We start from the raw sequence: 24,014 nt of genomic DNA, 5'->3' as shown, positions 1-24,014 counted from the left end.
ATTCCCCAATAATAGCTATTTTTTCTGAGGACTTCAACCCTTTAACACGGTATGGTAACTATTTACTTAATAATTTGCTTGTGATTGAAGCTGTTTTTTCGGCTGTCGTTTTGAAACCCACTGATAAAACACTAGAATGCCAGCTACAAAAACAGAAAGGAAGAGATATAGGTTTGAATATCCTAATGAATGAACGATGAGACCAAGCACGTATGATCCAGTAGCTATTCCGATATCGAACAGAGTGAAAAAGGTAGCCGTCGCATGAGCGCTTCTAGAGTCAGGAGCAGCCTGAATGGCTAGAGTTTGAAAGCTAGGAACAATCGAGCCATAGCCGAGACCGATGAGGCCACCTGCAGCAAGGAGCATCCATGACGTATCCGTAAAGCTTAGCGTCAAAAGACCAAATGCATATAACAGAAACGCTGGCGTAATCACAGTGTTTGGTCCAAGCGTATCAAACATTCTTCCAGTGAATGGTCGTGAAACGAGCATCGCGACAGCAAAAACTGCAAAAAAGAATCCAGCAGCATCAAGTAACCCTAAAGACTTGGCATATAGAGAAATATACGAAATGACGCTTGCGTATGAAAAAGCTAGAAATAATCCAACAAGCGCGATTGGAATTACGCGACGTTCGAACAAGTCTTCCATTGTTAAACTTTTCTTTTTAATCGTCTCATGTTCAATTGTTTTAACCGAAATCGTGCACAATAACCCTATGATCATTATGCCGCTGAGGACTAAGAAGATCGTAAGGTATGAAACGAATTGAAGGAGCGTCAATGCTAGGAATGGCCCTGCTACAACCGCTACATTCATACTCATTGCGAAATATCCAAGGCCTTCACCTCGTCGTTCTCGTGGTATGGAATCTGCAGCGATCGCACCGGCAGCTGTTGTAACGATACTAAACCACATACCATGGAAAAAACGGAGTAAGAGCAGCGGAATATACTGATCGGTTATCGGATAAAGAAACGTCGCGACTCCAAACATAGCGGCACTCGCGACAAGCATCTTTTTCTTTCCAAATCGATCTATTAATCTACCAGAAAAAGGACGAACGATAATTGCTGATAGTAGAAAGATCGTGATGATCAACCCTGCTTGAGACTCAGATCCCCCCATTGCATCTGTAACGTAAATCGGCAGTAGGGTTAGGAGTGCGTAAAAAACAACAAAAATAAATAAATTGCTCACAAAGATGTTAATGAAACTCTTTGACCATATAGGACGTTTGTTAGCCATGTGTAACCACTTCTTTCTCTGACCCAATCTTATTAAGCAGGGTCATGAATTGTTCTTGATCCTCGTTTGATAAATTCTGCAGCAGCGATTCTTCCATTTCCTGAATCGAAGCCTTGATTTCTGGAAGTTTTGATTTAGCATAATCCGTTAAGCAAACGATACGTTCACGTTTGTCTTCACCCTCAGCGCGTTCGATCCAGTTGTTGCTTTCCATTTTAGTAAGCGTTCGAGTGGTGGTGGGTGCTTCAACATTTAAGTATTTCCAGATCTCTGTTTGCTTCATAGGTCCAAACTGATCCAAGCAATAAAGAATTGCCCATTGAGATGTGTAGAGATCAAATTCGTTCAGTTTCTCATTTGCTTCTTTTATGATGAAACGCATTTTTTGGTTTAGTGAATGAAAGATGTCATTAGTTGTGATCATAGAGCCCTCCGTACATTAGTTACCTAGGTAAATAAAATCATAAACTCCAGTCTAACGGCTGAGGAGAGGAATGTAAAGAATAGTAGCTTCTAAGAATAGAGTCGAACTGAATCGATTGTTGAATTATTTCCGCGGAAATAGAGTGTTTCACTCGAATTTTTCACAAAAAAAGAAGCCAGAAGGAAATCCTCCTAGCTAAAAACTATTCGAGCTCATCTGTTAAGTTGGTAAGAGGTCTGTCAGCCGGTCCTTCGATCACTTTACCATCAACCCCGAATCGAGAGCCGTGGCAAGGGCAATCCCACGTTCGGTCTCCATCATTCCATTCGACCTCGCAATACAAATGGGTACAAGTTGTATCGACGAGGTGAACGGATCCTTCTTGATCTTTGTATGCTCCAGCCCTTCTTCCGTTGATACGGACAACGGCTCCTTCATCTTGCTTCAATTCTGAGATTTTCTTTTTTGGAACAGACAATTTCCCTTTCACAAATTGACCAGCCACGTCCGCATTTTGTACGAGGAATGTTTTGATGCTCGGATCCGCATAGAAGCGTGATGGGGAAAACAGGTCTTGATATGGATTCGTATTCCCCATTACATAGTCCTTGAACAAAAGAGCAGCCGTAGTGCCGTTCGTCATGCCCCATTTGTGAAACCCAGTAGCGATCAAGATGTTATCCTGCTTGGATGTAACAGGTCCTATGTATGGAAGCTTGTCTAGCGTATAAAAGTCCTCGGCCGACCAGCGATACAGTACATTCTTCACTCCAAGCGTTTCCTCTGCAAAGAACTTAAGCGCTTTGTAATGATCACTCAATCTGTTTCCTTGACCGGTCTTATGACTCTCACCCCCGAAGAGTACAAGCTTCTCACCATTAAAGGTATGACTTCTCATCGATCTCTTAGGGTCTTCTGCACTTAAATACATTCCACCAGGGAATTCAGATTTCGTGGATGCTGCTACAACGTAAGAAGCTTCAGCATACATGCGAGAAAAATAGAGGGCATTTCCATCATAGAAAGGGAAATGTGAGCAAGCTAGCACGTGTTTGCATGTAACGGTTGAGCCATTCTTCGTCACAACAACTGGATTCGTCCCTTTTTGAACATCGACCGCGACAGTCTTCTCATAAATCCTCCCGCCATTTTGTAGGAACGAATTGAGAAGAGGCGTTAAATAAGCAACTGGATCGAATTGAGCTTGGTTTGGCATCTTGATGCCAGCTTTTATTGGAAGGTCAAGTGGCAGGCTGTTTACGAACTCTCCATGAATGCCGAGCTGTTGGTACGCACGCATTTCATTTGTTAATTTTCTTGCGTACTCTGGGGTAGTCGCATAAAGATAAGCATCTTCCTCTGAAAATGAACAAGAAATGGAATCTTGATCAATCGTTTGTTTGATAAATTTCAATGCTTCAACATTAGCACGGTAATACAACTGTGCATTTTCTTTTCCAAAGTGATTTAGAAATTCATCGTAAATCAGGTCGTGCTGCGCTGTAATCTTTGCAGTGGTATGTCCTGTTGTTCCGTTCAATACCTGGTTTGCTTCAAGAAGTACAACGCGTAGTCCCTCTTTTGCGAGAAGATAAGCCGAAGTAATCCCTGTAATTCCACCACCAACAACGACCACATCTGTTTCTATATTCTCAGTGAGAGCAGAGAGAGGACTTTGTTGCTTCCCTACCCGCCAAATGGGTTCTGGAGACTGTGGCCACGCATTCTTATCAGTCAATTCAATAACCTCCTAACGTATTCAACGTTCCTATTTTTTCCAAGATGTTTTCATTCATTCAGAAACCAATAAAAAAAGACTTACCCCTAAATGGGATAAGCCTCGTTAGATGCATTACACAAGTTTGGTCGTCCAGTCTTCGCAATTCCAAACCTCAGTCGCAACATCTTGATAAAATTCAGGTTCGTGTGAGATTAAGATAATGCTGCCTTTATATTCTTGTAGAGCACGTTTTAATTCTGCTTTTGCTTCTACGTCAAGGTGATTTGTAGGCTCATCGAGCACGAGCAGGTTCGATTCGTTGTTCATCAGTTTGCAAAGGCGAACTTTGGCTTTTTCGCCTCCGCTCAGTACGTCTACCTTGCTTTCAATGTGTTTTGTTGTAAGTCCACACTTTGCTAACGCTGCTCGAATTTGTGCCTGGCTGTAGTGAGGGAATTCCTTCCACACTTCTTCTATACATGTATTATTGGATTTCGTTTTGATCTCTTGTTCGAAATATCCGATATAAAGGTAGTCGCCTTTTTCAACTGATCCACTTATCGGCTTAATCTCCCCAAGGATACTCCTGAGAAGAGTGGTTTTCCCAATACCGTTTGCCCCCATGAGCGCGATTTTCTGTCCACGCTCCATCGTTAAATTGAGAGGACGAGATAGAGGTTCGTCGTATCCGATTACGAGATCATTCGTTTCGAAGATCAATTTACCTGATGCTCGCGCTTGCTTAAAATTAAATTCAGGTTTTGGCTTTTCTTTTGCAAGTTCGATGACATCCATCTTATCGAGTTTTTTCTGACGCGACATCGCCATGTTCCGCGTTGCTACTCGAGCTTTGTTTCGTGCTACAAAATCTTTAAGCTGTGAAATTTCCTGCTGCTGTTTCTTATAAGCTGCTTCTAATTGCTGCTTTTTCACTTCATATACTTCAAGGAAGTTATTGTAGTCACCGACATATCTTGTTAGCTCTTGATTTTCCATGTGATAGATCAGGTTTATTACACTGTTCAGGAAAGGAATATCATGTGAAATGAGGATGAACGCATTTTCATATTCCTGCAAATAGCGCTTAAGCCAGACGATATGCTGTTCATCAAGGTAGTTTGTTGGCTCATCGAGAAGAAGGATTTCAGGCTTCTCTAGGAGAAGCTTTGCTAGAAGAACCTTCGTTCTTTGACCGCCACTTAAATCTTGAACATCCTTTTCAAGTCCAATTTCATCGAGACCAAGTCCACGCGCAATCTCCTCAACTTTTGCATCGATGACGTAGAAGTCGTTGTTTGTTAGCACATCCTGGAGAGTACCTGTTTCCTCCATAAGTTTTTCTAACTCATCAGGGGAAGCGTCTCCCATCTTTGCGAACAGTTCATTCATTTCTGCTTCATAATCGAACAGGTATTGAAACGCACCTTTTAATGCGTCGCGAATCGTCATGCCTCGTTCTAACACAGTGTGTTGATCGAGGTAGCCGACTCTTACGTTTTTGGACCATTCGACGGTCCCCTCATCAGGCTCAAGTTTACCTGTGATAATGTTCATGAATGTAGATTTACCTTCTCCATTAGCACCGATCAGTCCAATGTGTTCACCTTTTAATAGACGAAATGAAACATCATCAAAAATTGCTCGGTCACCGAATCCGTGAGTAAGGTTTTTCACGGTTAATATACTCATAGGAAACACCCTTTATTTAATGTTTAACAATCTTCATTGATTATATATGACAAAACGCTTTGATGAAAGGTGAAGGCAGGTTAAATCTTTGGTAACTTCATGAAGTTATCTAGGTTGATAGTCTTCTAAAACCTGCGCTTAGTTCTAAAGTCACGATAAAATTAAGTAACATTTACATCGTGTTTCATTCATCTTAATACGGTACGTTTAATCTAGTAGTAGCCTATAAGTGGGCTATTAAACCGGGGAGGATATTATATGACTACTGCTAGAAATCGTGTACTAACCACTGTCGTAATCATGGTCGCTCTTTCACTTGTCTTTTTGTACATGTCGATCACACCTTCAAATGCATCTGGTTCTGGAACGGCTGCATCACCGTATTCTGTAGCTCAGGGAATAGCGAATCAAGGGGAGTCAGGTGTAACGGTAGAGGGATACATCGTTGGAAAGCCTGAATCGACGACTTCTGTTTCGACAAGTAACTTTCAAGATGACTATGCGATGGCGATCGCAGATCAAGCGGGCGAATCAAACATGGACGATATGCTGTATGTCCAAATTCCATCACAGTTTAGAAGTGAATTTGGGTTGAAGAGTAACCCTGAATTAATGGGTGAGAAAATTAAAGTAACGGGTTCATTGACTGATTATTTTGCACACCCAGGTGAAAAAAGCGTTACTGCAATGGAGTTAACAAGTAGCGGTAGCGGAGGAAATGACGGAAACGGCGGTTCTGGAGGGGATTATGGTACGTACTATCAATCTGCTGAAGGAAAAACAGGAAATGCATTGAAATCAGAACTCCATATGATTATCGATGACCATACAGAGCTTTCATATAGTCAAGTGTGGGATGCGCTTCGAGTGACTGACGAAGACCCAGCTAATCCTAATAACGTTCTCTTACTATATAGCGGTTGGTCTAAGAGTAAGTATGAGAACGGAGGCAATGTCGACGATTGGAACCGTGAACACGTATGGGCGAAATCTCACGGTGATTTCGGAACTGCGATGGGACCAGGGACAGACATCCATCATCTACGTCCTACTGATGTAACCGTAAACGGTTCAAGAGGAAACCTAGACTTTGATAATGGAGGTTCAGAGAATACTGAAGCGAGAGGAAACTATTCTGACAGTGATTCATGGGAACCACGAGACAGTGTAAAAGGTGACGTAGCTAGAATGATATTTTATATGGCTGTACGTTACGAAGGAGATAGCGGAGAACTAGATCTTGAGCTTAATGATCTCGTTAACAATGGTTCTGCTCCATACATGGGGAAAGTTTCTGTATTAAAAGCATGGCATGAGATGGATCCTGTAGATGACTTTGAGAGAAACCGTAATGATGTGATTTATAATCAGTATCAGCATAATCGAAACCCTTTTATCGATCATCCTGAATGGGTTGAATCGATCTGGTAAAAGAGGACACCTGCTTTCCAAAATGGAAAGCAGGTGTTTTTACATATTCTTCATCAAGCGTTTTGCGATCTCTTCATAATGGTCCCTAGTGATTCCCGGGGCAAATTCTTCTGGTAAATCGTCTAGACTAGGGATTTTTGCACCTTGAGGTGTGCCTTCAATAACTTGTAAAGGCATGCCATTTTCAGGATTCGTGCCTTTCCAAATTTGACGAATGCCTTGATACTCTCCATCACTCCAAGTGTAAAGGACGTTATTCAACCCCCGCTCCTCAAATTTTCTAGCGTAGTCGAAACTTGAATTACTTAAGTTTGGCACTGGAAGCATCTTGGTTAAGTCGGTGCCTGTCGCGATTTCTATTGCTTTTGCATATGCGAGGACGTGCGTGCCGCCTCGAACAAGCAGATAGCCAATCATCTCTCTTGCTGTAGGGTGATCGGTCATTTCATAGACGCGCATCTTGTGCGCCCTGGCACCAATTTCGAGGAAGAAGTTATGCATTAAGTCTAAAACGAGGTTTCCGCTACTAAAAACGTAATCCCCTCGCCAGGAGTTTCCCATCGAGTCTGCGCCTAGAGCCGTTTGAGCGGTTGAAACGAATTGTGCGGTGTTTCGAACATCTTTCCCGTTTTGAAGTGGCGTGATATCCGGTGGACCAGGGAAAGAGCTTCCTTTTGTTAATAGGTTGATGGAAGTTGTAACGAGCTCAACATGACCGAATTCCTCAGCAGTAATACTTGCGACAAGGTCGTAGAAGGGTTTTAATTTTTTCTTTTGTCGAAAGTTAAAAGACTGAAACATGTAATTGTTTAGCGTTGACATCTCACCAAATTTTCCTCCCAATAAATCCTGAACCGCTGCAGCTGCGTTAGCGTCACCGTGATCAGGGATGGGAAGTTCAATCAATTGCTTATTGATTCGCTTAAACATAATTGGCCTCCCATCTTATTAGTTAGGAAACACCCAGACGATTTGTTGAATTCGAATAAAAAAAGGAGTCTGCTTTACTTGCACCACGATGTGGTCTGGCATAACGGTTTGTAAGACACCACGAAGTGATCCTCTCGTTGTTTCAACAGTCACCATGCTTCCTGTGATCGATTGGAGCGTCTCATATACATATGGATCAACGAGGCTTGTAAGAGTCGGGTATTGTTCGTTCAAACATTTCCTCTCCCTTCCAAACAGGTTCTACACTTTTCTAACTTACGCTATTGGTGGGTTGTCATAGTCCAAAATGTAAGGAGGGTAAAGAGAGCATAAAAAAATCAGCCTGATAGGCTGATTAAGGCGAGTTACGGGTTTGTTGTCCAAAGTCCTGCTGTTTTGATAAACACACGTTTGTTTAACTTCAACTGAGAAACCATAAACTCCGCCATGTCTTCAGGTTGAAGCATATGATCCTGGTTTCCATCTGTTAAATTGTTTTCAACAGCAAGGTCAGTAGAAACTGTACTTGGTGTTAAGGCACTAACGCGAATATTGTGCTTGCGCACTTCTTGTGCAAGTGATTCTGTTAGTCCGAGCAGACCAAACTTTGAAGCGCTGTAAGCACTCGTTACAGGGGCGCCTTTCTGACCAGCGGTTGAAGAAATGTTAATAATGTCGCCTGTTTCTCTCTCGATCATATCTGGTAAGACGGCGCGAGTAACGTAGTAAGCACCAAGAAGGTTAACCTGGATAATCTTTTCCCAATCAGAAACCTCAAGGTCCATGAAACCTCCAAATTTAGCAATACCAGCGTTATTGATCAGGATATCTGTTTGACCAAGTTCTTCACGAATACGAGATACGGCGGTCGTGACTTCTTCATTGGAAGAAATATCTGCAACAGCATACGCTACTTTCACACCTTTGGCTTCTATTTCTTTTGCTACGCTTTGAAGTGTTTCTTCCGTTCTTGCTATCATTCCGATATTTACGCCTTCTTCTGCTAATCTCACTGCAGCTGCTTTCCCAATTCCTCTAGCTGCTCCAGTAATAAGTGCTGTTTTGCCTTTTAGGTTTTCCAATGGAAACCCTCCTTTATTTCATTTAAAAGAATAGTTTATCTTTCTTGTTTTTAAATGGAAAGAATTTTGCTTTTGAAACAGAGCGATATGGTATGATGAAAGTACAGATTATTCAAAAATGAATTAACTTAATACAGCTATGACAAGGATTGAGACTAAAAATAGAATACTTATTCATAAACGAATAATAGGTGGGATACAATGGATGCTTGGAATGAGTACAAAGCAATTTTCCATTCACTTCAGGATGATATTTTGGTTACAGATCCAAATGGAATCATTGTAAAAGCGAGTGAAGGAACCGGGACTGTTTATGGAGTGAAGGCAAAGGACCTAATGGGCCGCTCAGTATACGAGCTTGAGAAAGAAGGGTTGTTTACCCCTCTAGCTACGCCAATGGTAGTTCGGTCGAATAAGCGAGTGACGTTTGTCCAAACGGGTCAAGATGGTCAAAAACTACTTGTTACAGGTGTGCCGGTGCATGATGAGACCGGGAAGCTGATTCGAATTGTTAGCTATTCACATGATGTTACAGAGCTTATGGAAATAAAAGCTGGAATGGAAGAAATGTCTGCTGAAGTCGAGCGGGTCCGCACCGAACTTAATTGGCTGAAGTCCCAACATACAGAAGATGGAATCGTTGGGCGTAGCGATGAAATGAGGAAGTTAGTTGCTACTGCGAAACAAATTTGTGGTGTCGATGTTAGTGTTCTACTATTAGGTGAATCAGGGGTAGGTAAATCAGAGATGGCCCGGTTCATACATAACAATAGTGAGCGGAGAGACGGATCTTTTATAGAAGTAAACTGTGGTGCGATACCTGATGCTCTTTTTGAAGCTGAGCTTTTTGGATATGAAGATGGGTCGTTTACAGGAGCTAGAAAAGGCGGTCGGATGGGATTAGCTGAGATGGCTGAAGGTGGAACGCTGTTTCTTGATGAGATCGGAGAACTATCTCTTTCAAATCAAGTGAAAGTGTTGAAACTAATCCAGGATAAATGCTTTTATCGTGTAGGAGGCAGAAAAGAAATTCATTCGGATTTCAGGCTGATTAGTGCAACAAATCGAGATTTAGAAAGTGCCGTTACAGAAAAGTTGTTCCGAGAAGACTTATATTTCCGCCTAAACGTTGTACCGATTATCATTCCACCCCTTAGAGAAAGGAAAGAAGATATCGTTCCTCTGATTCATACCTTTCTGAGCAAATTTTGCGAGGAGTATAAAAGAAAACGAGTAATGGATAAGCAGGTTTTACACGAGTTGAGTCAGCTTGATTGGAAGGGGAACGTTCGCGAATTAATGAATTTGATCGAGCGTGTTGTGGTCACCTCAAATTCATCTACTATTCACCTGGATGATTTACCAGATACGTATAGAATCCACCAAGACTCCTATTCAAAAATGAATAATACGAGTGAGAGTCTACAATCTTCGTTAGAAAAACTAGAAAAACAGAGGTTAGAGGAAGCCAAACGTAAATTTAGAACAACGACAAAAATAGCGGAAGCACTAGGGATAAGCCAACCGAGCGTGGTAAGAAAACTTAAAAAATACAGAATAAACTGATAATTGGCACGGGTCTTGCATTAAAAAGAAGCAAAGGAGTAAATCTCTTCTTGCTTCTTTTTTATTAATATGCAAGAATTTGTATTAATATAAAACAGGGGGCGTGACCAATGGAAGCAAAAGAGCAAAAAAATTATTCGTACGAGGGTACAGGGGGAAGTACCGTATCGACTCGTCCACTTAGTCATTATTTATGGTTTCTTATCCCATCACTCATCGGAGTCCTTTTATTCCTTGTTCCCGTACCATTTAATGGGAAGATAACGATCGGTGTAGGAATCATGGCGGAATCGATTCAAGCAGGTCTAGAGCCAGTACTTCCAGGATTGATGACGGCCGTTTTAGTAGTTTCTGCAATCATTCCTATTTTTGTAAAGATCTTTGAACCAAAGTCTATTATGTTAAGACCGTTTTTAAAGCAACTTTTCTATGTGAACTGGTTCTGGATTGCCACTAGAGCAATAGGGGCAATTTTTGCAGTAATGACATTATATACGTTTGGTCCTGAATTCATTATTTCTGACGTATCGGGTGGGACGATGCTATATGCACTCGTACCTGTACTCGCAGCATGGTTTCTCTTTGCTGGCTTGTTGATGCCGCTACTTCTTGAGTTTGGCTTGATGGACTTTATTGGGACGTCTCTGCAACGTGTGATGAGACCGCTATTTAAATTACCTGGCCGTTCTTCGATCGATGCACTGGCATCATGGATGGGTGCTGGCACAGTAGGCGTATTGATTACAACAAAACAATATGAAGAAGGCTATTATACAAAACGAGAAGCGGCAGTTATTGCTACAAACTTCTCTATTAATTCCATTGCATTTAGTTTAGTAGTTATTAGTTTCATAGGTCTTGAGGACATGTTTGTTCCATTTTACTTCACAGTTGTCGTTGCTGGACTTGTAGCAGCGGTTGTTTGCCCAAGAATTCCACCTCTTTCTAGAAAAGAAGATACCTATTATGAGGTAACAGGGAAGCAAATTTCTGAAGACGTTCCTGAGGGCGTTTCAAACTACAGATGGGGGTTAGAAAAGGCTCTAGAGAAAGCATCTCAAGTAAAAGGTGTAAAGGCCGTTGCTCGTCAAGGCGTTCATACCGTACTTGATATCTACTTTGCGCTTATTCCACTCGTGATGGCGCTAGGAACCATTGCATTGATCATTGCAGAATTTACGCCGTTCTTCACGTATTTAGCAATGCCGATCGTTCCAATCCTTCAATGGATGCAGATTCCTGAAGCTGCTTCTGCTGCACCAGCAATGCTCGTTGGATTCGCTGATATGTTCCTGCCAGCGGTAATCGGTACAGGAATCGAGAGTGAATTAACTCGTTTCGTGATTGCAGCTGTTTCCTTAACGCAGCTCATCTATATGTCTGAAATCGGTATATTACTAGTGAAGTCAAAAATTCCGATCTCTGTGCTAGAATTAGCGATTATTTTCATCCAAAGAACAATTATTACACTACCTATTATCGTCGTTATGGCTCATTTATTTTTCTAATTAACATCTAAGGAGGAGACAAACAATGAACGCATCATTTGAAGAAAGATACAATCGTATGTCGGAACTATTAGCACCAAGTATGGCGAAAGATCATCCTAACCTTCCTGTTGTAAAAGAAGAGGGGTGTTACTATTACGGTGCTGATGGAACAAAATATTTAGATTTCACCTCGGGTATTGCTGTTGCGAATACAGGGCATCGTCACCCAAAAGTTGTCGATGCAATCAAAAGAGGCGCGGATTCACTCATGCATGGACCGTCTGGCGTAATCATGTACGATTCGATCTTAGAACTAGCTGAACGACTGGGTGGCATCATGCCATCAAATCTAGATTGTTTCTTCTTTGCAAATAGCGGAACAGAGGCGATCGAAGGCGCGTTGAAGCTCGCAAAGTATGTTACAAAACGTCAGTACGTCGTTTCTTTCACAGGTTGTTTTCATGGACGTTCTCTCGGTGCGCTCGGTGTGAGTACGTCGAAAAGTAAATATCGAAAATTTTTACAACCGAACGGACTGACTTATCAACTTCCTTATGCAGATGTTAAAGCTTGTCCAGAAGGTCTCGATCCTGCCGAGTACTGTGTTGCAGAGCTTGAGAAAGATGTGGAGCGATTATTTGATCATCAGGTGACACCTGAAGAGGTCGCTTGTATGATCGTTGAACCTGTTTTAGGTGAAGGTGGGTACATTATTCCACCTAAAGAATGGCTGCAAAAAGTTCGTGAAATTTGTGATCGTCACGGCATCTTGCTGATATTCGATGAAGTTCAAACTGGTTTTGGGCGTACGGGGGAATGGTTTGCTGCACAAACGTTCGATGTGAATCCTGACATTATGGCCATCGCTAAAGGAATCGCATCAGGTATGCCCCTTAGTGCAACGGTGGCATCGAAAGAGTTGATGAGCCAATGGCCGATGGGAACCCATGGCACAACGTTTGGTGGGAATCCGATCGCTTGTGAAGCTGCACTCGCAACACTTGATGTAATAGAAGAGGAAAAGCTTCTGGAAAACTCAAGGCAAATGGGAGAATACGCACTAGAGGGTCTTCAAAGAATAAAATCTAAACACGAAGTAATCGGTGAAATCAGGGGTGTTGGTCTTATGATCGGGATTGAAATTATCGATCCGAAAACTGGTGCTCCAGATGGAGCAGGCATGATGCGTATCCTGGATTTATCGCTTGAAAAAGGTGTTTTGTTTTATCTATGCGGAAAGCATCAGGAAGTCATCCGTATGATTCCACCGCTCATTGTATCGAAAGAACAAATGGACGAAGGTTTACGCATTTTTGAAGAAGCTGTCATTGCGTTTGAAAATGAAGCACAGCCTGTAAGTGTATAGAAGAGTTTTGCTCCTGCCCGTTACAGTGTGGCAGGAGCTTTTATTATGTCTTCTCATATTTATTCGTCGGTATGCAACTTAATTTTAAATTTTCCGAAAACATGCTGTTCTTTAGGCTGTTTTATGGTAAGATAAGTTTTCTGTCTCTTAAAAAATATATCTCTAAAGGAGGTAACTGAATTGGATGAAAAAATTCAAAGTGCCTATCGTGAAGAGAAGCAGCAACTCAGACAAATCGCTGCGGAGATCAATCAGCAGAAAGAAAAATTGAATCGATATCCTAAGTACTCAGGGGATGATGTAACAGAGCAAGTACTCGAAAGTATTCGCGAACAAAACAGAGGATCGTTACAAATTGCCGCTAAGGAACCTTACTTTGCTCGTATGGATTTTCAAGAAGATCATAAAGATACGAAGGCTTATTACATAGGGAAGGTCGGAGTGGCAGACGATGAAACCCAGGAAACCCTCGTGGTCGATTGGAGAGCGCCTGTCGCGAGTATGTTCTACTCCTTTACCGGAGGAGAGGAAGAAGCTTACTATGATTCTCCTGACGGCATAGTGGAAGGAAATATTGAACTTAAGAGAAACATCGTCATACGAAATCAAGAGCTCCAACGAGTTGTTGATTCTTATGTAGAAGGTAGTGAAGACTTATCTGGATCTGATGAGTTTCTATTGTACAGGTTGAGTGAAGCAAAGGATAACAGGTTGCGAGATATCGTCTCAACCATCCAAGCGAAGCAAAATGATATTATCCGCGCAGAACGAACCACACCCCTCATTATTCAAGGAGTAGCAGGGAGTGGGAAAACAACGGTGGCACTTCACCGTCTCGCGTATCTTCTTTATGAATATCGTGAAACGGTCATAGCAGATCGTATGATTATATTTGCACCAAACAGAATGTTCCTCGATTATATTTCAGGCGTTCTTCCTGAACTTGGAGTAGGAGGGATCCAACAGTCTACATTTACTGATTGGGTGCTCCAGAAGCTTGAAGATACAGTAAAGTTAGAAGAGTCAGACCTTCTCCTCAGTAAGTGGTTTGAGCCTGAGGGAGAGGACCTATCTTTTGATAAGAGTGAAGGAAGATTAAAGGGATCGATCAGGTTTAAGGATTGGCTAGATTCTGCTCTTACACATTTTTCAGATTCGATAGGAACTCCTGGACCGTTTGAAGCATGGGAAGGTGCGATCATAACAGCTGAAAAGATGACACAATGGATGAAGGACCTCCATGTTTATCCCTTAGGTAAACAACGAGACATGTTGATGAATCGTATAAAACTTTGGATTAAAGACGAAGTGAAGAAACTAGAGGGAAGTCATCTTCAGAAAGAGTATCGTAAAAAAGCGAACGCAGAGCTGAAGAACTATTTTAAGCAATGGCCTAAGCATACTGCTCTCACGTTTTACAAAACGTTATTTCAGAGTAAGCCTGGTTTCACCGACAATGCCAGCAGTATTCTACCAGAGGATATTGTGAAGCAAACACAGAAGAGGCTTAGGAAAAAAGCAGTTTCGACTGAAGATCTAGCCCCTTTGCTGTACCTGCAATTTAAGTTATATGGAGTACGAGACGACGACAAATTGCAGCATGTTGTAATCGATGAAGCGCAGGATTTCTCACCGTTCCAAATTACAATCTTGCAGAAAGTTAACCGAAGTCAATCATTCACGATACTTGGAGATTTAGCACAGGGGATACACGGTTACAAGGGTATTCATCAATGGAGTGAGTTCGGTGAATTATTTAAAGGGAAAGAGCTTTATATAGAACTTGAGCAAAGTTACCGATCTACTGTGGAGATTATTGAGTATGCGAACCACATTATCTCTCATGCGAATGTACCTGTGAGACCAGCAGTACCGGTATTTCGTAGTGGTAAACGTGTCGATGAGAAAGTTATTGATGAAAATTATACGCAAGATTTAGTTCAGACAACGGTGGAGATGCAGGGCCGAGGAATAAATACGATTGCAATCGTCGGTAGAACGGATGAAGAATGTCAGGTTCTTTATAAAGCTTTAGAGAAAGCCCACGTAGAAGTAAACCTTATAACTGCGGAGAATCGTTCTTACTCTGGGGGAGTTTCGATCACCCCAATCTACCTCACAAAAGGGCTGGAATTCGATGCAGTTATACTAGCGGATGCATCAAAAGAGAACTATAAAGAGAATACGCAGGATGCAAAGCTTCTTTATGTAGGCTGTACACGTGCATTGCATGAGTTAAAGGTATTTTATAGAGGTGAATTGTCACCATTAATAAGAAAAGAGATCAGGTAAAGCGAACCTGATCTCTTTTCTATAGAATGCTTTTTACTCTACCGACCTGTCCATCTTCAAGGCGTACCTTAATGCCGTGGGGATGATTAGCGGATTTAGTAAGAATATCTTTTACAATGCCTTTTGTTAATTTACCGGTACGTTGGTCCTTCTTCAAAACAATCTCTACTTCTTTACCGGGCTCGATATTACTTCGATTCTGTCCGTTCATGTTCACTTTCCTCCTTACCATAATATCGTTGTTTATCTTCAGGAAGTGGATCTACAGTATGTTTAACGCTATATCCTTTAGAAACAGCTAGACCGAAGGCTGCAGCTATAACAATCGTCATGATAACAACGACGATAATAACCGAAATGATGACCATCCTATGGCTCCTTTTGCGTCTTTTGAATCTACTTTACCACGATTTGCGGTGAAATAGTAGAACGTAGCGAAGGTTAAACAAACGTTTGATTGAAGAAAATAGACAAGGAAAGAAGGAGAAAAATATTGTCGATATAGTTAGATAATTATGATAATATATGTAAATTATTGTCGAAACTACAAAAATTCATAGTAATATGTGCCTATTTTAAAACTGGAAACGCTTGCTTAATAAATCTTAGGTTTAAGCTGTTTACAAACCTATGAATCCCTATTATAATCCCGATTGTGCTTATGAAACGAAAACAAAACAACGGGAGGGATACATGATGCTTCATCACATCAAAACTTATCTGCTTATCACACTAGGGGCGCTCGGCGTAGCTACCCATGTGCATTTTTTCCTATCTCCAAACAGTCTCGCAACAGGGGGAGTCAGCGGTTTGTCGATCGTGATGAACCATCTTCTCCCAAACTTGTCCGTCGGTATGTTTATGATTATTTTGAACGCAGTGCTTTTGTTAGTTGGAATTCTGTTTCTCGGTCCCAAATTCGGAGTAAAAACGATTTATTCAAGCTTTGCTCTATCTTTAGCAGTATGGTTGCTTGAACGATTCATTCCAATAACGGAACCATTTAGTCAGGATATCCTGATTCAACTTATCATTGGCCAGTGTATTGCTGCTGCTGGAATGGGACTTGTTTTTCATCAAAAAGCTTCCACTGGTGGTACAGATATCATTGCGATGATCATCAACAAGTACTTTTCGATCGATGTTGGTAAAGGTGTATTGATCTCGGACATTTCAATTGCAATGCTTTCCATTTTCCTATTCGGTCCTGAAATTGGTATGTATGCGATCTTTGGTGTAATTCTGAATGGTTTCGTGATCGATTATACAATTCAAATGTTTGATGCTAAGAAAGAAATTGTGATCATTAGCAAAGAGAGTGAAGAAATCCGTACGTTCATCGTTAATGAAATCGGAAAAGGCGCGACGATTCATACGGCACGCGGTGCATTTACTTCAGATGAAAAAGAAGTGATCACGACGATCCTAGGAAGAAAAGATCTACTGAAGCTAAAGAAACATGTAGGCAGTGTTGATCATAAGGCGTTTATTACCGTCCATAGTATGAAAGAAATACTAGGACAAGACTTTAAATCTCTAGCATAAACGAAATCCCCTTTCCGGAATGGAAAGGGGATTTATTTATTTCTTAATTTTTCTCACCAAATAGATAAACGTAACTAGTGCGATTACGATCGCAAGGCCATAAGCTGTGAAAACAACTGCTGGTACATCGCCTTGATTACGAACACCGATCCCGATCAATGCCCATACGATCACAAGCGGATACACCCAATCGTTTTCGTATTTCAGGAAATAAAGCGCAAGAACTGAAGCGACGATCATTAGTAGAATAGTCCAGAATGATGCTGAAAGACCAAATCCATTCCAATCGATATACGTTAAGAAGTAGCTGATGTTTGCGATGGTGGCAACACTGATCCATCCGAGATAAACAGAGAAAGGTAAGAGGTCGAGAAACGAGGCGTCTGCCGCTTTTGCCTTCACATAAAGTCGGATGAGCGTGAGAAGTAATAAGATCATTACGAGCACGGAAGCTCCAAAATACTCATAATGCCACATGAAGATCCAGAGGCTATTCAATAGGCAGCTTAAAACAAACAGTCCACTTGTTTCTTGATAGATGGGTAAGTTGCGACGATCTTTAGGAAATTGACGAAGAATCCATAACCCTAGCAGTAGATAGATGAGGCTCCAGATGCTGAAGACATACCCTGCTGGAGTGAACAGTACGTCAAGCTTGTTTGAAATTTCTCCAGTAGTCTGTCCGTTGAGCGGTATGATATTTGCTAGTGCATTCACAGTGATAACAAGTAGGTAGGCAAGAATATTAAGGAGTAATTTTATCATCGTTGTCCTCCTAAATAGTAGTCTGTTGTTAATACTATTCCTCGAAAAAAGGACAGATAACCAATATGATAGGTTCGTGGACAAAAAGAATAATAAAAACCCCGCTTTCTTCGAAAGCGGGCGACTTTTACTTAATTATGAGGCAATACAGCGATGTCTGGCTCAGCTACCTTTACAATTTGCTTTCCGAGGTTCTTCCCTTCGAAGAGTCCGATGAAGGCTTCAGGAATGCGTTCGAATCCTTCTACGATCGTTTCTTCGTAAGTTAACTGTCCTTCTTTAACCCACTTACCAAGTGCTTCTGCACCTTCTTGGAAACGTTTTGCAAAATCATTCACAACGAACCCTTGCATAAGTGCACTCGATTTGATGAGCTTCGTCTGTACGCGTGGTCCAAGATCTTTCTCAGTTTTATTGTAAGAAGAGATTGCACCACAAACCGGAATACGGGCGAACTTATTGAGTAAACTGAACGCTGCATCTCCAATTTCGCCGCCAACGTTTTCGTAGTACACGTCGATACCATCAGGACATGCGCTTTTTAGAGCTTCATAGACGTTTGATGTCTTATAATTGATTCCTTCATCAAAGCCTAACGTATTCGTTAGATACTGTACTTTCTCATCTGAACCAGCAATTCCGACAACTCTACAGCCTTTGATCTTCGCAATCTGTCCTACGACAGAACCTACTGCTCCAGCTGCTCCAGATACGACGACGGTTTCACCTTCTTTTGGCTGACCGATGTCGAGTAAGCCGAAATAAGCAGTAAGACCAGGCATTCCAAGAACACCTAGATGGGTGCTTACAGGGGCAGCTTCGGGATCGATCTTACGTAAGTTGTCCTCTGCTGCAACAGAGTATTCCTGCCAGCCTAGATGCCCGATGACAATATCCCCTTTGTTAAACTTCTCTGACTGTGTTTCAATGACTTCTGCGATCACGCCACCATCGATCGGTTCATCAAGTTGAAAAGGTGCGACGTAAGATTTAGCATCCGTCATCCTTCCTCTCATATATGGGTCAACAGTTAGATAAAGGGTCTTTAAGAGTACTTCTCCAGTGTTCGGTGATGGAACCTCTGTTTCTACGAAGTTAAAATGCTCATCAGATGGCATACCTTCAGGTCGTTTCGCTAGTTGAATTTGCTTTTGTGTCGCCATTAGTCATCCCTCCAAAAATTGATTGAATGGTCATTCATTATTCTATTTGAACGTTACCACATCGTTGGATCGTAATACAACGATTTTGCTTTCGTTGTGTTATGGAGGCTGTTTATGAATGGAAAGCTTCACATCATATGGGGTAAGCTAGTAAATAGAGCAGGAGGAGATCTCATGAGTAACAGTAACGGTTGGATCATGAAGCAAACCTGGGGCGACCTACTATTTCTTCATTGGCCAGTGGACCCATCTTGGTTAAAGACACTCCTTCCAGAGGAATTGGATGTAGATACATTTGACGGTGAAGCGTGGATTGGAATTGTCCCGTTTGAAATGAGTGGAATTCGATTTAGAGGAATGCCTTCTGTACCTTTTGCTTCAACATTACTCGAATTAAATGTAAGAACGTATGTTAAGTTTGGTGACAAAAGAGGGGTACACTTCTTTAGCCTTGATGCTAATCACAATTTAGGAGTGTGGATCGCCAGAAATTTTTTTCGTCTGCCATATTTTCGTGCGCGTTTAACGAAGAGTGAGCGTGATGGAACGTTTTACTTTAATGGTGTTCGTACACATAGAGGCGTCAAACAAAGTAAGTTTCAGGTCAGCTACCGTCCTATAGGTGAACCGTATCAATCAGAAAAGGAAAATCTTGATTTTTGGTTAACGGAAAGAGAGCGTCTCTTCGTGGTTCATAATGGCAACGTCTTTCAGGGTGATATCAAGCATGAAAAGTGGCCGTTGCAAAAAGCAGCGTTCACGATTTTAGAAGATACGCTTTCTGATGATTATTTCTTTAAGGAAGAAAGAGTACTCGCTCACTTTTCTAAGACTGTTACAACACATTTATGGCCGTTCAAAAAGGTTTCAGATACGTAAAATCCCCCTTCGTGTGAGGGGGATCTTTTTATGATTCGTATGAATGTTTCCGCTGAAGCCCGCCTGGCTGTATGCGACGAAACAGTTTCGTTCTAGAAAGCGTGAAGATCAATAGTGCTACCCATATTAATGTGAAGCTTACTGCATGGTGAGAAGTAAATGATTCTCCGTATAAGAAGATTCCTTGAATAAGCATCAGTGTTGGGGCGATGTATTGAAGAAAGCCAATCATCGAAAGAGAGATGCGGTTTGCCCCAGTAGCAAATAATAAGAGCGGTATCGCAGTAACGACCCCGGCACCTAGAAGTAAAAGCATTGTTGTCGTGTTACTTGCATAGAAAGCTTCTGGCAAGCTGTTATAAGTAAAAACGAGGTAACCGATCGCAAAAGGTGTGATCAACAATGTTTCGATGGTGAGCCCTATCATGGCTCCAAGTCTAGCCGTTTTCTTCAAAAGTCCGTAAAGACCAAAACTCACCGCCAGGATCAACGAGACCCACGGTATTTCTCCAAATTGAAAAACAAGATTTAATACCCCTATTGTAGCAAGTAGAACGGAGATGAACTGCCAGAATGACAGGCGTTCTTTTAGAAATAAGATGCCTAAAAGTACACTTATCAAAGGATTGATATAGTATCCAAGGCTAGTTTGAATCACATGATCGTGGTTTACCGCCCATATGAATGCAAACCAATTTATCGAGATAAAGAGGGATGCAAACGTGATCGATGTCATCTTTTTGGGTTGTTTTATGATTGTAATGAGGTCTTTCCATAAAGTAGAGCCTTTTCCTAACATAAGCAAAATAACGATCATGAATGCAAATGACCAAATGATGCGATGGGCGAGTACAACTTCAGAAGGTACCTCAGAAACAAGCTTCCAATATAGAGGGAGAATTCCCCAAAGAAGATATGCGCCGGCACCACTCATGATACCTATCGCTTGTTCTTTATTAAAATCAGACTTCATAGCTTCCCCCACTTCCCTTGATTGATTTAGTTTATATCTATTTCCATATGATTACAACGAAAAGAAACTGGAAGGCTTGCATATATATGAGGTGGATGGGGAGGGGATCGAGTGTATAGGAATAGGATGTTAATCGACCAACAGGTAGGAGACGTGACAGGTGATGGGTATCCAGATGTCGTGAGTCTGACGGGATCAAAACCTTATCCGGATTCTCCGTTAATCGATCAGGTGGTGCTCTCGATTAAAGATGGGCAAACATCCAATGAAGTCTCGTTTTCGTTACCTGGGAGTAGTGGGTATAACCCAACTTTATACCTTGGCAGATTCACTGATAAGAATGTAAAAGAAATACTCGTAAGAACGGATTCAGGTGGAAGCGGAGGAATTACGTACGATTTTCTTTACTCCTATTACCAGCAGAATTTAAGATTGCTATTTGATAATGAAAGTTTTACGAATGCTTTCACTTACAAAGTAAACTATTTAGACTACTATCAAGCGGAAATTAGAAATGAAACGTTAGATAAGACGTATATCGTAAGCTTATTGTATAAAGGTCAGGAGTATCTAGCAGAAATTTATAATTCGGATGGGAAGTTAAAAGAACCGATCAGTGGGTATGTTAATCCACCTGGTGGTGTGTATCCGATCGATTACCAAAGGGATGGCATCGATGAATTGCTCGTCTATCAACGAGTTGTTGGAAGGTATAACGCGGATGGGTTAGGGGTTCTCTCCACCCCGCTCCAATGGCGGAGTGATCAATTTGTACCTATGTATCAAACCCTTTGTATCTATTAGTATGTAAAACGGGGGAAGTCCCCCGTTTTGTTCTATTCTTGCTCTAGGCGACTTCTAAGAATGTGCTTCTTGTACTTCTCGATCTTACGTCCTTCGATGTAACGTACATCTTGCTTTTTAAGTTGTTCAACGTACCAACCTTTGCTATCGATATGCATGTGAAACATCCTTTCTCTATATAATATTTCGTTTAAGGAGTCATTTTCAAATCCCAATCGATGACTATGGTAACATCATGTGTTTTATCTGAAAAGGGATTTTTAGAAATTCGATTCGAGAAATTTATAACGCATTACTCATGACAAAACGTCTGAAAAAATAGATAATGAATGAAAGGAGGAATGGATCTTGGATATAGCCTGGCTCATAGCGGAGGATAAAATCAGAACTGCTATCAAGAATGGGGAGTTTAACGATTTACCCGGAAAAGGGAAGCGGCAGAAGCTTGAGGATCTATCCAGTATTCCTGAGGAGTTACGAATTGCATACAAAATACTAAAAAACAGTGGCTATCTTCCTGAGGAAACACAATTAAAGAAGGAGCTTTTAACATTAGAAGAAATTCTAGAAAATTGTAATGATGAGGAAGACAGGTTGCATATAAAGCAAAAGATCTCTGCAAAACAACTGAAATATGATCAGCTCATGACGGAAAGGTTATCGAAGCAAGCACCAGAATACCAGGAAAAAATAAGAAGAAGACTAACATGATGAACACTTATCGCAGCGCATGATAAGTGTATTTTTTTATCAAAAAGGGGGTTGAGATATGGATGGATCAATAAAGGTGAATGAGCTCGTAAAAACATATAAAGGAGAGGTTAAAGCTGTACAAGGTGTAAGCTTTGAAGTAAAAGAAGGGGAGTTCTTTGCTTTTCTTGGGCCGAATGGTGCAGGGAAATCGACGACTGTTCAAATCCTTACAACATTAGTTAAGCCAACAGAAGGCGAAATTCTCGTTGGAGGTATAAATGTTAAAGAGAATCCTGAGAGTGTGAGAAGGAACATCGGTGTTGCGCTTCAGGAAACAGGGATCGACTCGGTTTTGACTGGTCGTGAACTAATTGAAATGCAAGCAAGATTATTCGGCTTTTCGAAGAAAGAAGCAAAGGCAAGGGCAGTTGAGTTGTTAAACCTCGTTGACTTAACTGGGGATGCAGACCGTCCTTCAGGAAAGTATTCTGGAGGTATGCGCAGAAGGTTAGATCTTGCGATGACGCTCGTTCATAATCCGAAAATTTTATTTTTAGATGAGCCAACAACAGGTTTAGATCCAATGAACCGACAGGCGATCTGGAAAGAGATCAAACGATTGAACAAAGAGGAAGGTACAACGATTTTCCTAACGACACAATACCTTGAAGAAGCCGATCAGTTAGCAGATCGAATCAGTATTATCAATGAGGGGAAGATCGTGGCCTCAGGAAGTGCTGAAGAATTGAAAAGAACGCTTGGGTTCGATGCGATCCAGCTGACATTTGAAAACCTTGAGGAAGCAGATCATGCGAGCAAGGTTTTAGATGGACTCGGTGAAAACATAGAGCAAACGAAACATGAAGTAACGATCTATACAGAAAACGGCACGAAACTCCTTTCTGAACTTGTAAGGAATTTAGATGAAGAAAATCTGTCTCCGAAAACCCTCAATGTAAAGCCTCCATCTTTAGATGACGTATTTATCAATGTCACGCATAAGAAAAAGGAGAGGGTGTGAAAATGAAGAGTTCTTTCTTCCTGGACACGTTGATCTACTCCAAGAGAAGTATCATTACAATACTTAGAAATCCTTTCATATTTATTCCGAACCTATTTATTAGTCTTTTTTTCTTGTTGGTATATGAAGGTGGGCTTAGTGGGATTTCAGAGCTTCCAGCATTTGAAGGAGCTAATTACTTAGCTTTCATACTTCCTGTGTCGATTGTCTCTGCTGCGATCGGGGGTGCCGGTGGTGCTGGACAGGCGTTAGTGAATGATCTCGAGACAGGTTTTTTCTCGAGGCTGCTGTTAACTCCGTCTTCTCGACTTGCAATCGTACTTGGTCCGATCATAGCTGGTATGCTTCAGCTCTTGGTTCAAACCATCCTGATTCTAATCATCGCCTATTTCCTTGGTCTTGAAATAGCTGCGGGATTTGGTGGAATCTTGATTGTGTTATTGCTAACGCTCGGATGGGGGCTGGCTTTTGCTGGTTATTCTGTTGGAATAGCACTACGAACGAAGAATGCTCAGTCGGCTCAGGCCGGGACCTTCATCTTTTTCCCTCTTATCTTCCTAAGTACCACATTCGTTCCATACGAACTTATTGAAGCAAATTGGTTAAAGATCGCGACCATCATAAACCCTACAACGTATTTATTTGAGGCGATGCGCTCTGTTTTTATTGACGGATGGGAATTCTGGCCCCTCGCTAAAGGATTCCTTGTCATCGCGTTGCTATGCGCAGTAACCATTACATTTTCCGCCATCAGTGCCTCGAAAGCTGTTAGTGCAGATTAATCAAAAAAGAACCCGCCGTATGCGGTTTAAAGCTTGTAGAGGAACGAACCGGGGTTTCTATACAAGCTGACACTCATCCAGGTTGGATGAGTGTTTTTTTAAAGGGTACTCGGTGTTCAAAAAGAGTAGTTGATTCTTTCCTTTCCAA

24 protein-coding genes are annotated in these 24,014 nt (G+C 41.5%); 11 read left to right on the top strand and 13 right to left on the bottom strand.

Translation table 11 applies throughout. The annotated features are described in order from the left end of the window. Window positions 1-66: 66 nt before the first annotated feature. From ACXAEY_RS19875 to ACXAEY_RS19860, 4 genes are all read right to left on the bottom strand, one after another. On the bottom strand, window positions 67-1,251 hold the full coding sequence (locus tag ACXAEY_RS19875) for an MFS transporter (RefSeq protein WP_474814400.1): 1,185 nt from the start codon (window positions 1,249-1,251) through the stop codon (window positions 67-69). After that, on the bottom strand, window positions 1,244-1,675 hold the full coding sequence (locus ACXAEY_RS19870) for a MarR family winged helix-turn-helix transcriptional regulator (protein WP_270182685.1): 432 nt from the start codon (window positions 1,673-1,675) through the stop codon (window positions 1,244-1,246). Before ACXAEY_RS19870 ends, ACXAEY_RS19875 begins: the two co-directional genes overlap by 8 nt. 202 nt (window positions 1,676-1,877) lie before the next feature. Next, a complete protein-coding gene (locus tag ACXAEY_RS19865; protein WP_474814398.1) occupies window positions 1,878-3,413 on the bottom strand; it encodes an FAD-dependent oxidoreductase in 1,536 nt (511 codons plus the stop codon). A 114-nt stretch (window positions 3,414-3,527) separates the two neighbouring features. Beyond that, the gene (locus tag ACXAEY_RS19860; RefSeq protein WP_474814395.1) at window positions 3,528-5,084 is read right to left on the bottom strand and encodes an ABC-F family ATP-binding cassette domain-containing protein; all 1,557 of its coding nucleotides are present in this window, start codon (window positions 5,082-5,084) and stop codon (window positions 3,528-3,530) included. A 258-nt stretch (window positions 5,085-5,342) separates the two neighbouring features. Here ACXAEY_RS19860 and ACXAEY_RS19855 point away from each other — a divergent pair, with 258 nt between their 5' ends. Next, window positions 5,343-6,515 (top strand): endonuclease, encoded by a 1,173-nt coding sequence (locus tag ACXAEY_RS19855; protein WP_474814393.1) that lies wholly within the window; start codon window positions 5,343-5,345, stop codon window positions 6,513-6,515. A gap of 39 nt (window positions 6,516-6,554) precedes the next feature. On the opposite strand, the gene ACXAEY_RS19850 is transcribed toward ACXAEY_RS19855, so the two are convergent. The 3 genes from ACXAEY_RS19850 to ACXAEY_RS19840 all read right to left on the bottom strand — a co-directional run bounded on the left by ACXAEY_RS19850 (window position 6,555) and on the right by ACXAEY_RS19840 (window position 8,527). Further along, window positions 6,555-7,445 (bottom strand): manganese catalase family protein, encoded by an 891-nt coding sequence (locus ACXAEY_RS19850; RefSeq protein WP_474814390.1) that lies wholly within the window; start codon window positions 7,443-7,445, stop codon window positions 6,555-6,557. 18 nt (window positions 7,446-7,463) lie between these two features. Beyond that, window positions 7,464-7,679, bottom strand: a complete 216-nt coding sequence (locus ACXAEY_RS19845) for a YuzF family protein (protein ID WP_270182681.1) — start codon at window positions 7,677-7,679, stop codon at window positions 7,464-7,466. Between the two features lie 131 nt (window positions 7,680-7,810). After that, the gene (locus tag ACXAEY_RS19840) at window positions 7,811-8,527 is read right to left on the bottom strand and encodes a 3-ketoacyl-ACP reductase (RefSeq protein ID WP_474814388.1); all 717 of its coding nucleotides are present in this window, start codon (window positions 8,525-8,527) and stop codon (window positions 7,811-7,813) included. A gap of 201 nt (window positions 8,528-8,728) precedes the next feature. Here ACXAEY_RS19840 and ACXAEY_RS19835 point away from each other — a divergent pair, with 201 nt between their 5' ends. From ACXAEY_RS19835 to ACXAEY_RS19820, 4 genes are all read left to right on the top strand, one after another. After that, window positions 8,729-10,093, top strand: a complete 1,365-nt coding sequence (locus tag ACXAEY_RS19835; RefSeq protein ID WP_474814386.1) for a sigma-54 interaction domain-containing protein — start codon at window positions 8,729-8,731, stop codon at window positions 10,091-10,093. Window positions 10,094-10,203: 110 nt separating this feature from the next. Next, window positions 10,204-11,601, top strand: a complete 1,398-nt coding sequence (locus ACXAEY_RS19830; protein ID WP_270182678.1) for a YjiH family protein — start codon at window positions 10,204-10,206, stop codon at window positions 11,599-11,601. A 25-nt stretch (window positions 11,602-11,626) separates the two neighbouring features. Next, window positions 11,627-12,949 carry an aspartate aminotransferase family protein gene (locus ACXAEY_RS19825; RefSeq protein ID WP_474814384.1) on the top strand — a complete coding sequence of 441 codons (1,323 nt, stop codon included), beginning with the start codon at window positions 11,627-11,629 and terminating at the stop codon, window positions 12,947-12,949. A 192-nt stretch (window positions 12,950-13,141) separates the two neighbouring features. Then, complete coding sequence (locus ACXAEY_RS19820) at window positions 13,142-15,241, top strand: HelD family protein (RefSeq protein ID WP_474814905.1); 2,100 nt, start codon at window positions 13,142-13,144, stop codon at window positions 15,239-15,241. A gap of 19 nt (window positions 15,242-15,260) precedes the next feature. Here the strand turns inward: ACXAEY_RS19820 and ACXAEY_RS19815 are convergent, their stop codons facing one another. Then, window positions 15,261-15,452 carry a YwbE family protein gene (locus ACXAEY_RS19815; protein ID WP_270182676.1) on the bottom strand — a complete coding sequence of 64 codons (192 nt, stop codon included), beginning with the start codon at window positions 15,450-15,452 and terminating at the stop codon, window positions 15,261-15,263. Next, on the bottom strand, window positions 15,430-15,609 hold the full coding sequence (gene ytzI, locus ACXAEY_RS19810; protein WP_270182675.1) for a YtzI protein: 180 nt from the start codon (window positions 15,607-15,609) through the stop codon (window positions 15,430-15,432). The genes ACXAEY_RS19815 and ytzI overlap by 23 nt, the downstream gene beginning before the upstream one ends. A 328-nt stretch (window positions 15,610-15,937) precedes the next feature. Here ytzI and ACXAEY_RS19805 point away from each other — a divergent pair, with 328 nt between their 5' ends. Continuing rightward, entirely contained in the window at window positions 15,938-16,786 is an 849-nt protein-coding gene (locus tag ACXAEY_RS19805) for a YitT family protein (protein WP_270182751.1), read from the top strand. A gap of 36 nt (window positions 16,787-16,822) precedes the next feature. On the opposite strand, the gene ACXAEY_RS19800 is transcribed toward ACXAEY_RS19805, so the two are convergent. Together ACXAEY_RS19800 and ACXAEY_RS19795 are read right to left on the bottom strand one after the other, a co-directional pair. Next, window positions 16,823-17,551 carry a TspO/MBR family protein gene (locus tag ACXAEY_RS19800; protein WP_474814381.1) on the bottom strand — a complete coding sequence of 243 codons (729 nt, stop codon included), beginning with the start codon at window positions 17,549-17,551 and terminating at the stop codon, window positions 16,823-16,825. A 131-nt stretch (window positions 17,552-17,682) separates the two neighbouring features. Next, complete coding sequence (locus ACXAEY_RS19795; RefSeq protein WP_270182673.1) at window positions 17,683-18,714, bottom strand: NADP-dependent oxidoreductase; 1,032 nt, start codon at window positions 18,712-18,714, stop codon at window positions 17,683-17,685. Window positions 18,715-18,888: 174 nt separating this feature from the next. Between ACXAEY_RS19795 and ACXAEY_RS19790 the strand changes: the two genes are divergently transcribed. Next, entirely contained in the window at window positions 18,889-19,593 is a 705-nt protein-coding gene (locus ACXAEY_RS19790) for a YqjF family protein (RefSeq protein ID WP_474814379.1), read from the top strand. Between the two features lie 28 nt (window positions 19,594-19,621). Here ACXAEY_RS19790 and rarD read toward each other — a convergent pair whose 3' ends face one another. Further along, on the bottom strand, window positions 19,622-20,566 hold the full coding sequence (gene rarD, locus ACXAEY_RS19785) for an EamA family transporter RarD (protein WP_474814377.1): 945 nt from the start codon (window positions 20,564-20,566) through the stop codon (window positions 19,622-19,624). Window positions 20,567-20,677: 111 nt separating this feature from the next. Here rarD and ACXAEY_RS19780 point away from each other — a divergent pair, with 111 nt between their 5' ends. Then, complete coding sequence (locus ACXAEY_RS19780) at window positions 20,678-21,370, top strand: VCBS repeat-containing protein (protein ID WP_474814376.1); 693 nt, start codon at window positions 20,678-20,680, stop codon at window positions 21,368-21,370. Window positions 21,371-21,402: 32 nt separating this feature from the next. On the opposite strand, the gene ACXAEY_RS19775 is transcribed toward ACXAEY_RS19780, so the two are convergent. After that, entirely contained in the window at window positions 21,403-21,528 is a 126-nt protein-coding gene (locus ACXAEY_RS19775) for a DUF2639 domain-containing protein (protein WP_270182669.1), read from the bottom strand. 190 nt (window positions 21,529-21,718) lie between these two features. On the opposite strand from ACXAEY_RS19775, the gene ACXAEY_RS19770 reads away from it, so the two are divergent. Genes ACXAEY_RS19770 through ACXAEY_RS19760 form a run of 3 tightly spaced genes read left to right on the top strand, consistent with a single transcriptional unit; the run spans window position 21,719 to window position 23,866 of the window. Further along, window positions 21,719-22,081 (top strand): DnaJ family domain-containing protein, encoded by a 363-nt coding sequence (locus ACXAEY_RS19770; protein ID WP_474814374.1) that lies wholly within the window; start codon window positions 21,719-21,721, stop codon window positions 22,079-22,081. A 58-nt stretch (window positions 22,082-22,139) separates the two neighbouring features. Continuing rightward, window positions 22,140-23,084: an ATP-binding cassette domain-containing protein gene (locus ACXAEY_RS19765; RefSeq protein WP_270182667.1), complete on the top strand. Its 945-nt coding sequence runs from the start codon at window positions 22,140-22,142 to the stop codon at window positions 23,082-23,084. A gap of 2 nt (window positions 23,085-23,086) precedes the next feature. After that, window positions 23,087-23,866: an ABC transporter permease gene (locus tag ACXAEY_RS19760; RefSeq protein ID WP_474814371.1), complete on the top strand. Its 780-nt coding sequence runs from the start codon at window positions 23,087-23,089 to the stop codon at window positions 23,864-23,866. Window positions 23,867-24,014 lie beyond the last annotated feature (148 nt).

The organism is Anaerobacillus sp. ABA4_114 (assembly GCF_056159065.1).
Note: the sequence above shows the minus strand (reverse complement) of the source record. Positions and strands in the feature narration are given on the sequence as shown.

Bases quoted from the DNA above. Each gene is read 5' to 3' on its own strand.
- rarD (WP_474814377.1), bottom strand. From the start codon at position 20,566: ATGAAGTCTGATTTTAATAAAGAACAAGCGATAGGTATCATGAGTGGT.
- ACXAEY_RS19775 (WP_270182669.1), bottom strand. From the start codon at position 21,528: ATGCATATCGATAGCAAAGGTTGGTACGTTGAACAACTTAAAAAGCAA.
- ACXAEY_RS19835 (WP_474814386.1), top strand. From the start codon at position 8,729: ATGGATGCTTGGAATGAGTACAAAGCAATTTTCCATTCACTTCAGGAT.
- ACXAEY_RS19805 (WP_270182751.1), top strand. From the start codon at position 15,938: ATGCTTCATCACATCAAAACTTATCTGCTTATCACACTAGGGGCGCTC.
- ACXAEY_RS19765 (WP_270182667.1), top strand. From the start codon at position 22,140: ATGGATGGATCAATAAAGGTGAATGAGCTCGTAAAAACATATAAAGGA.
- ACXAEY_RS19790 (WP_474814379.1), top strand. From the start codon at position 18,889: ATGAGTAACAGTAACGGTTGGATCATGAAGCAAACCTGGGGCGACCTA.
- ACXAEY_RS19800 (WP_474814381.1), bottom strand. From the start codon at position 17,551: ATGATAAAATTACTCCTTAATATTCTTGCCTACCTACTTGTTATCACT.
- ACXAEY_RS19815 (WP_270182676.1), bottom strand. From the start codon at position 15,452: ATGAACGGACAGAATCGAAGTAATATCGAGCCCGGTAAAGAAGTAGAG.
- ACXAEY_RS19760 (WP_474814371.1), top strand. From the start codon at position 23,087: ATGAAGAGTTCTTTCTTCCTGGACACGTTGATCTACTCCAAGAGAAGT.
- ACXAEY_RS19875 (WP_474814400.1), bottom strand. From the start codon at position 1,251: ATGGCTAACAAACGTCCTATATGGTCAAAGAGTTTCATTAACATCTTT.
- ACXAEY_RS19850 (WP_474814390.1), bottom strand. From the start codon at position 7,445: ATGTTTAAGCGAATCAATAAGCAATTGATTGAACTTCCCATCCCTGAT.
- ytzI (WP_270182675.1), bottom strand. From the start codon at position 15,609: ATGGTCATCATTTCGGTTATTATCGTCGTTGTTATCATGACGATTGTT.
- ACXAEY_RS19830 (WP_270182678.1), top strand. From the start codon at position 10,204: ATGGAAGCAAAAGAGCAAAAAAATTATTCGTACGAGGGTACAGGGGGA.
- ACXAEY_RS19795 (WP_270182673.1), bottom strand. From the start codon at position 18,714: ATGGCGACACAAAAGCAAATTCAACTAGCGAAACGACCTGAAGGTATG.
- ACXAEY_RS19825 (WP_474814384.1), top strand. From the start codon at position 11,627: ATGAACGCATCATTTGAAGAAAGATACAATCGTATGTCGGAACTATTA.
- ACXAEY_RS19860 (WP_474814395.1), bottom strand. From the start codon at position 5,084: ATGAGTATATTAACCGTGAAAAACCTTACTCACGGATTCGGTGACCGA.
- ACXAEY_RS19855 (WP_474814393.1), top strand. From the start codon at position 5,343: ATGACTACTGCTAGAAATCGTGTACTAACCACTGTCGTAATCATGGTC.
- ACXAEY_RS19870 (WP_270182685.1), bottom strand. From the start codon at position 1,675: ATGATCACAACTAATGACATCTTTCATTCACTAAACCAAAAAATGCGT.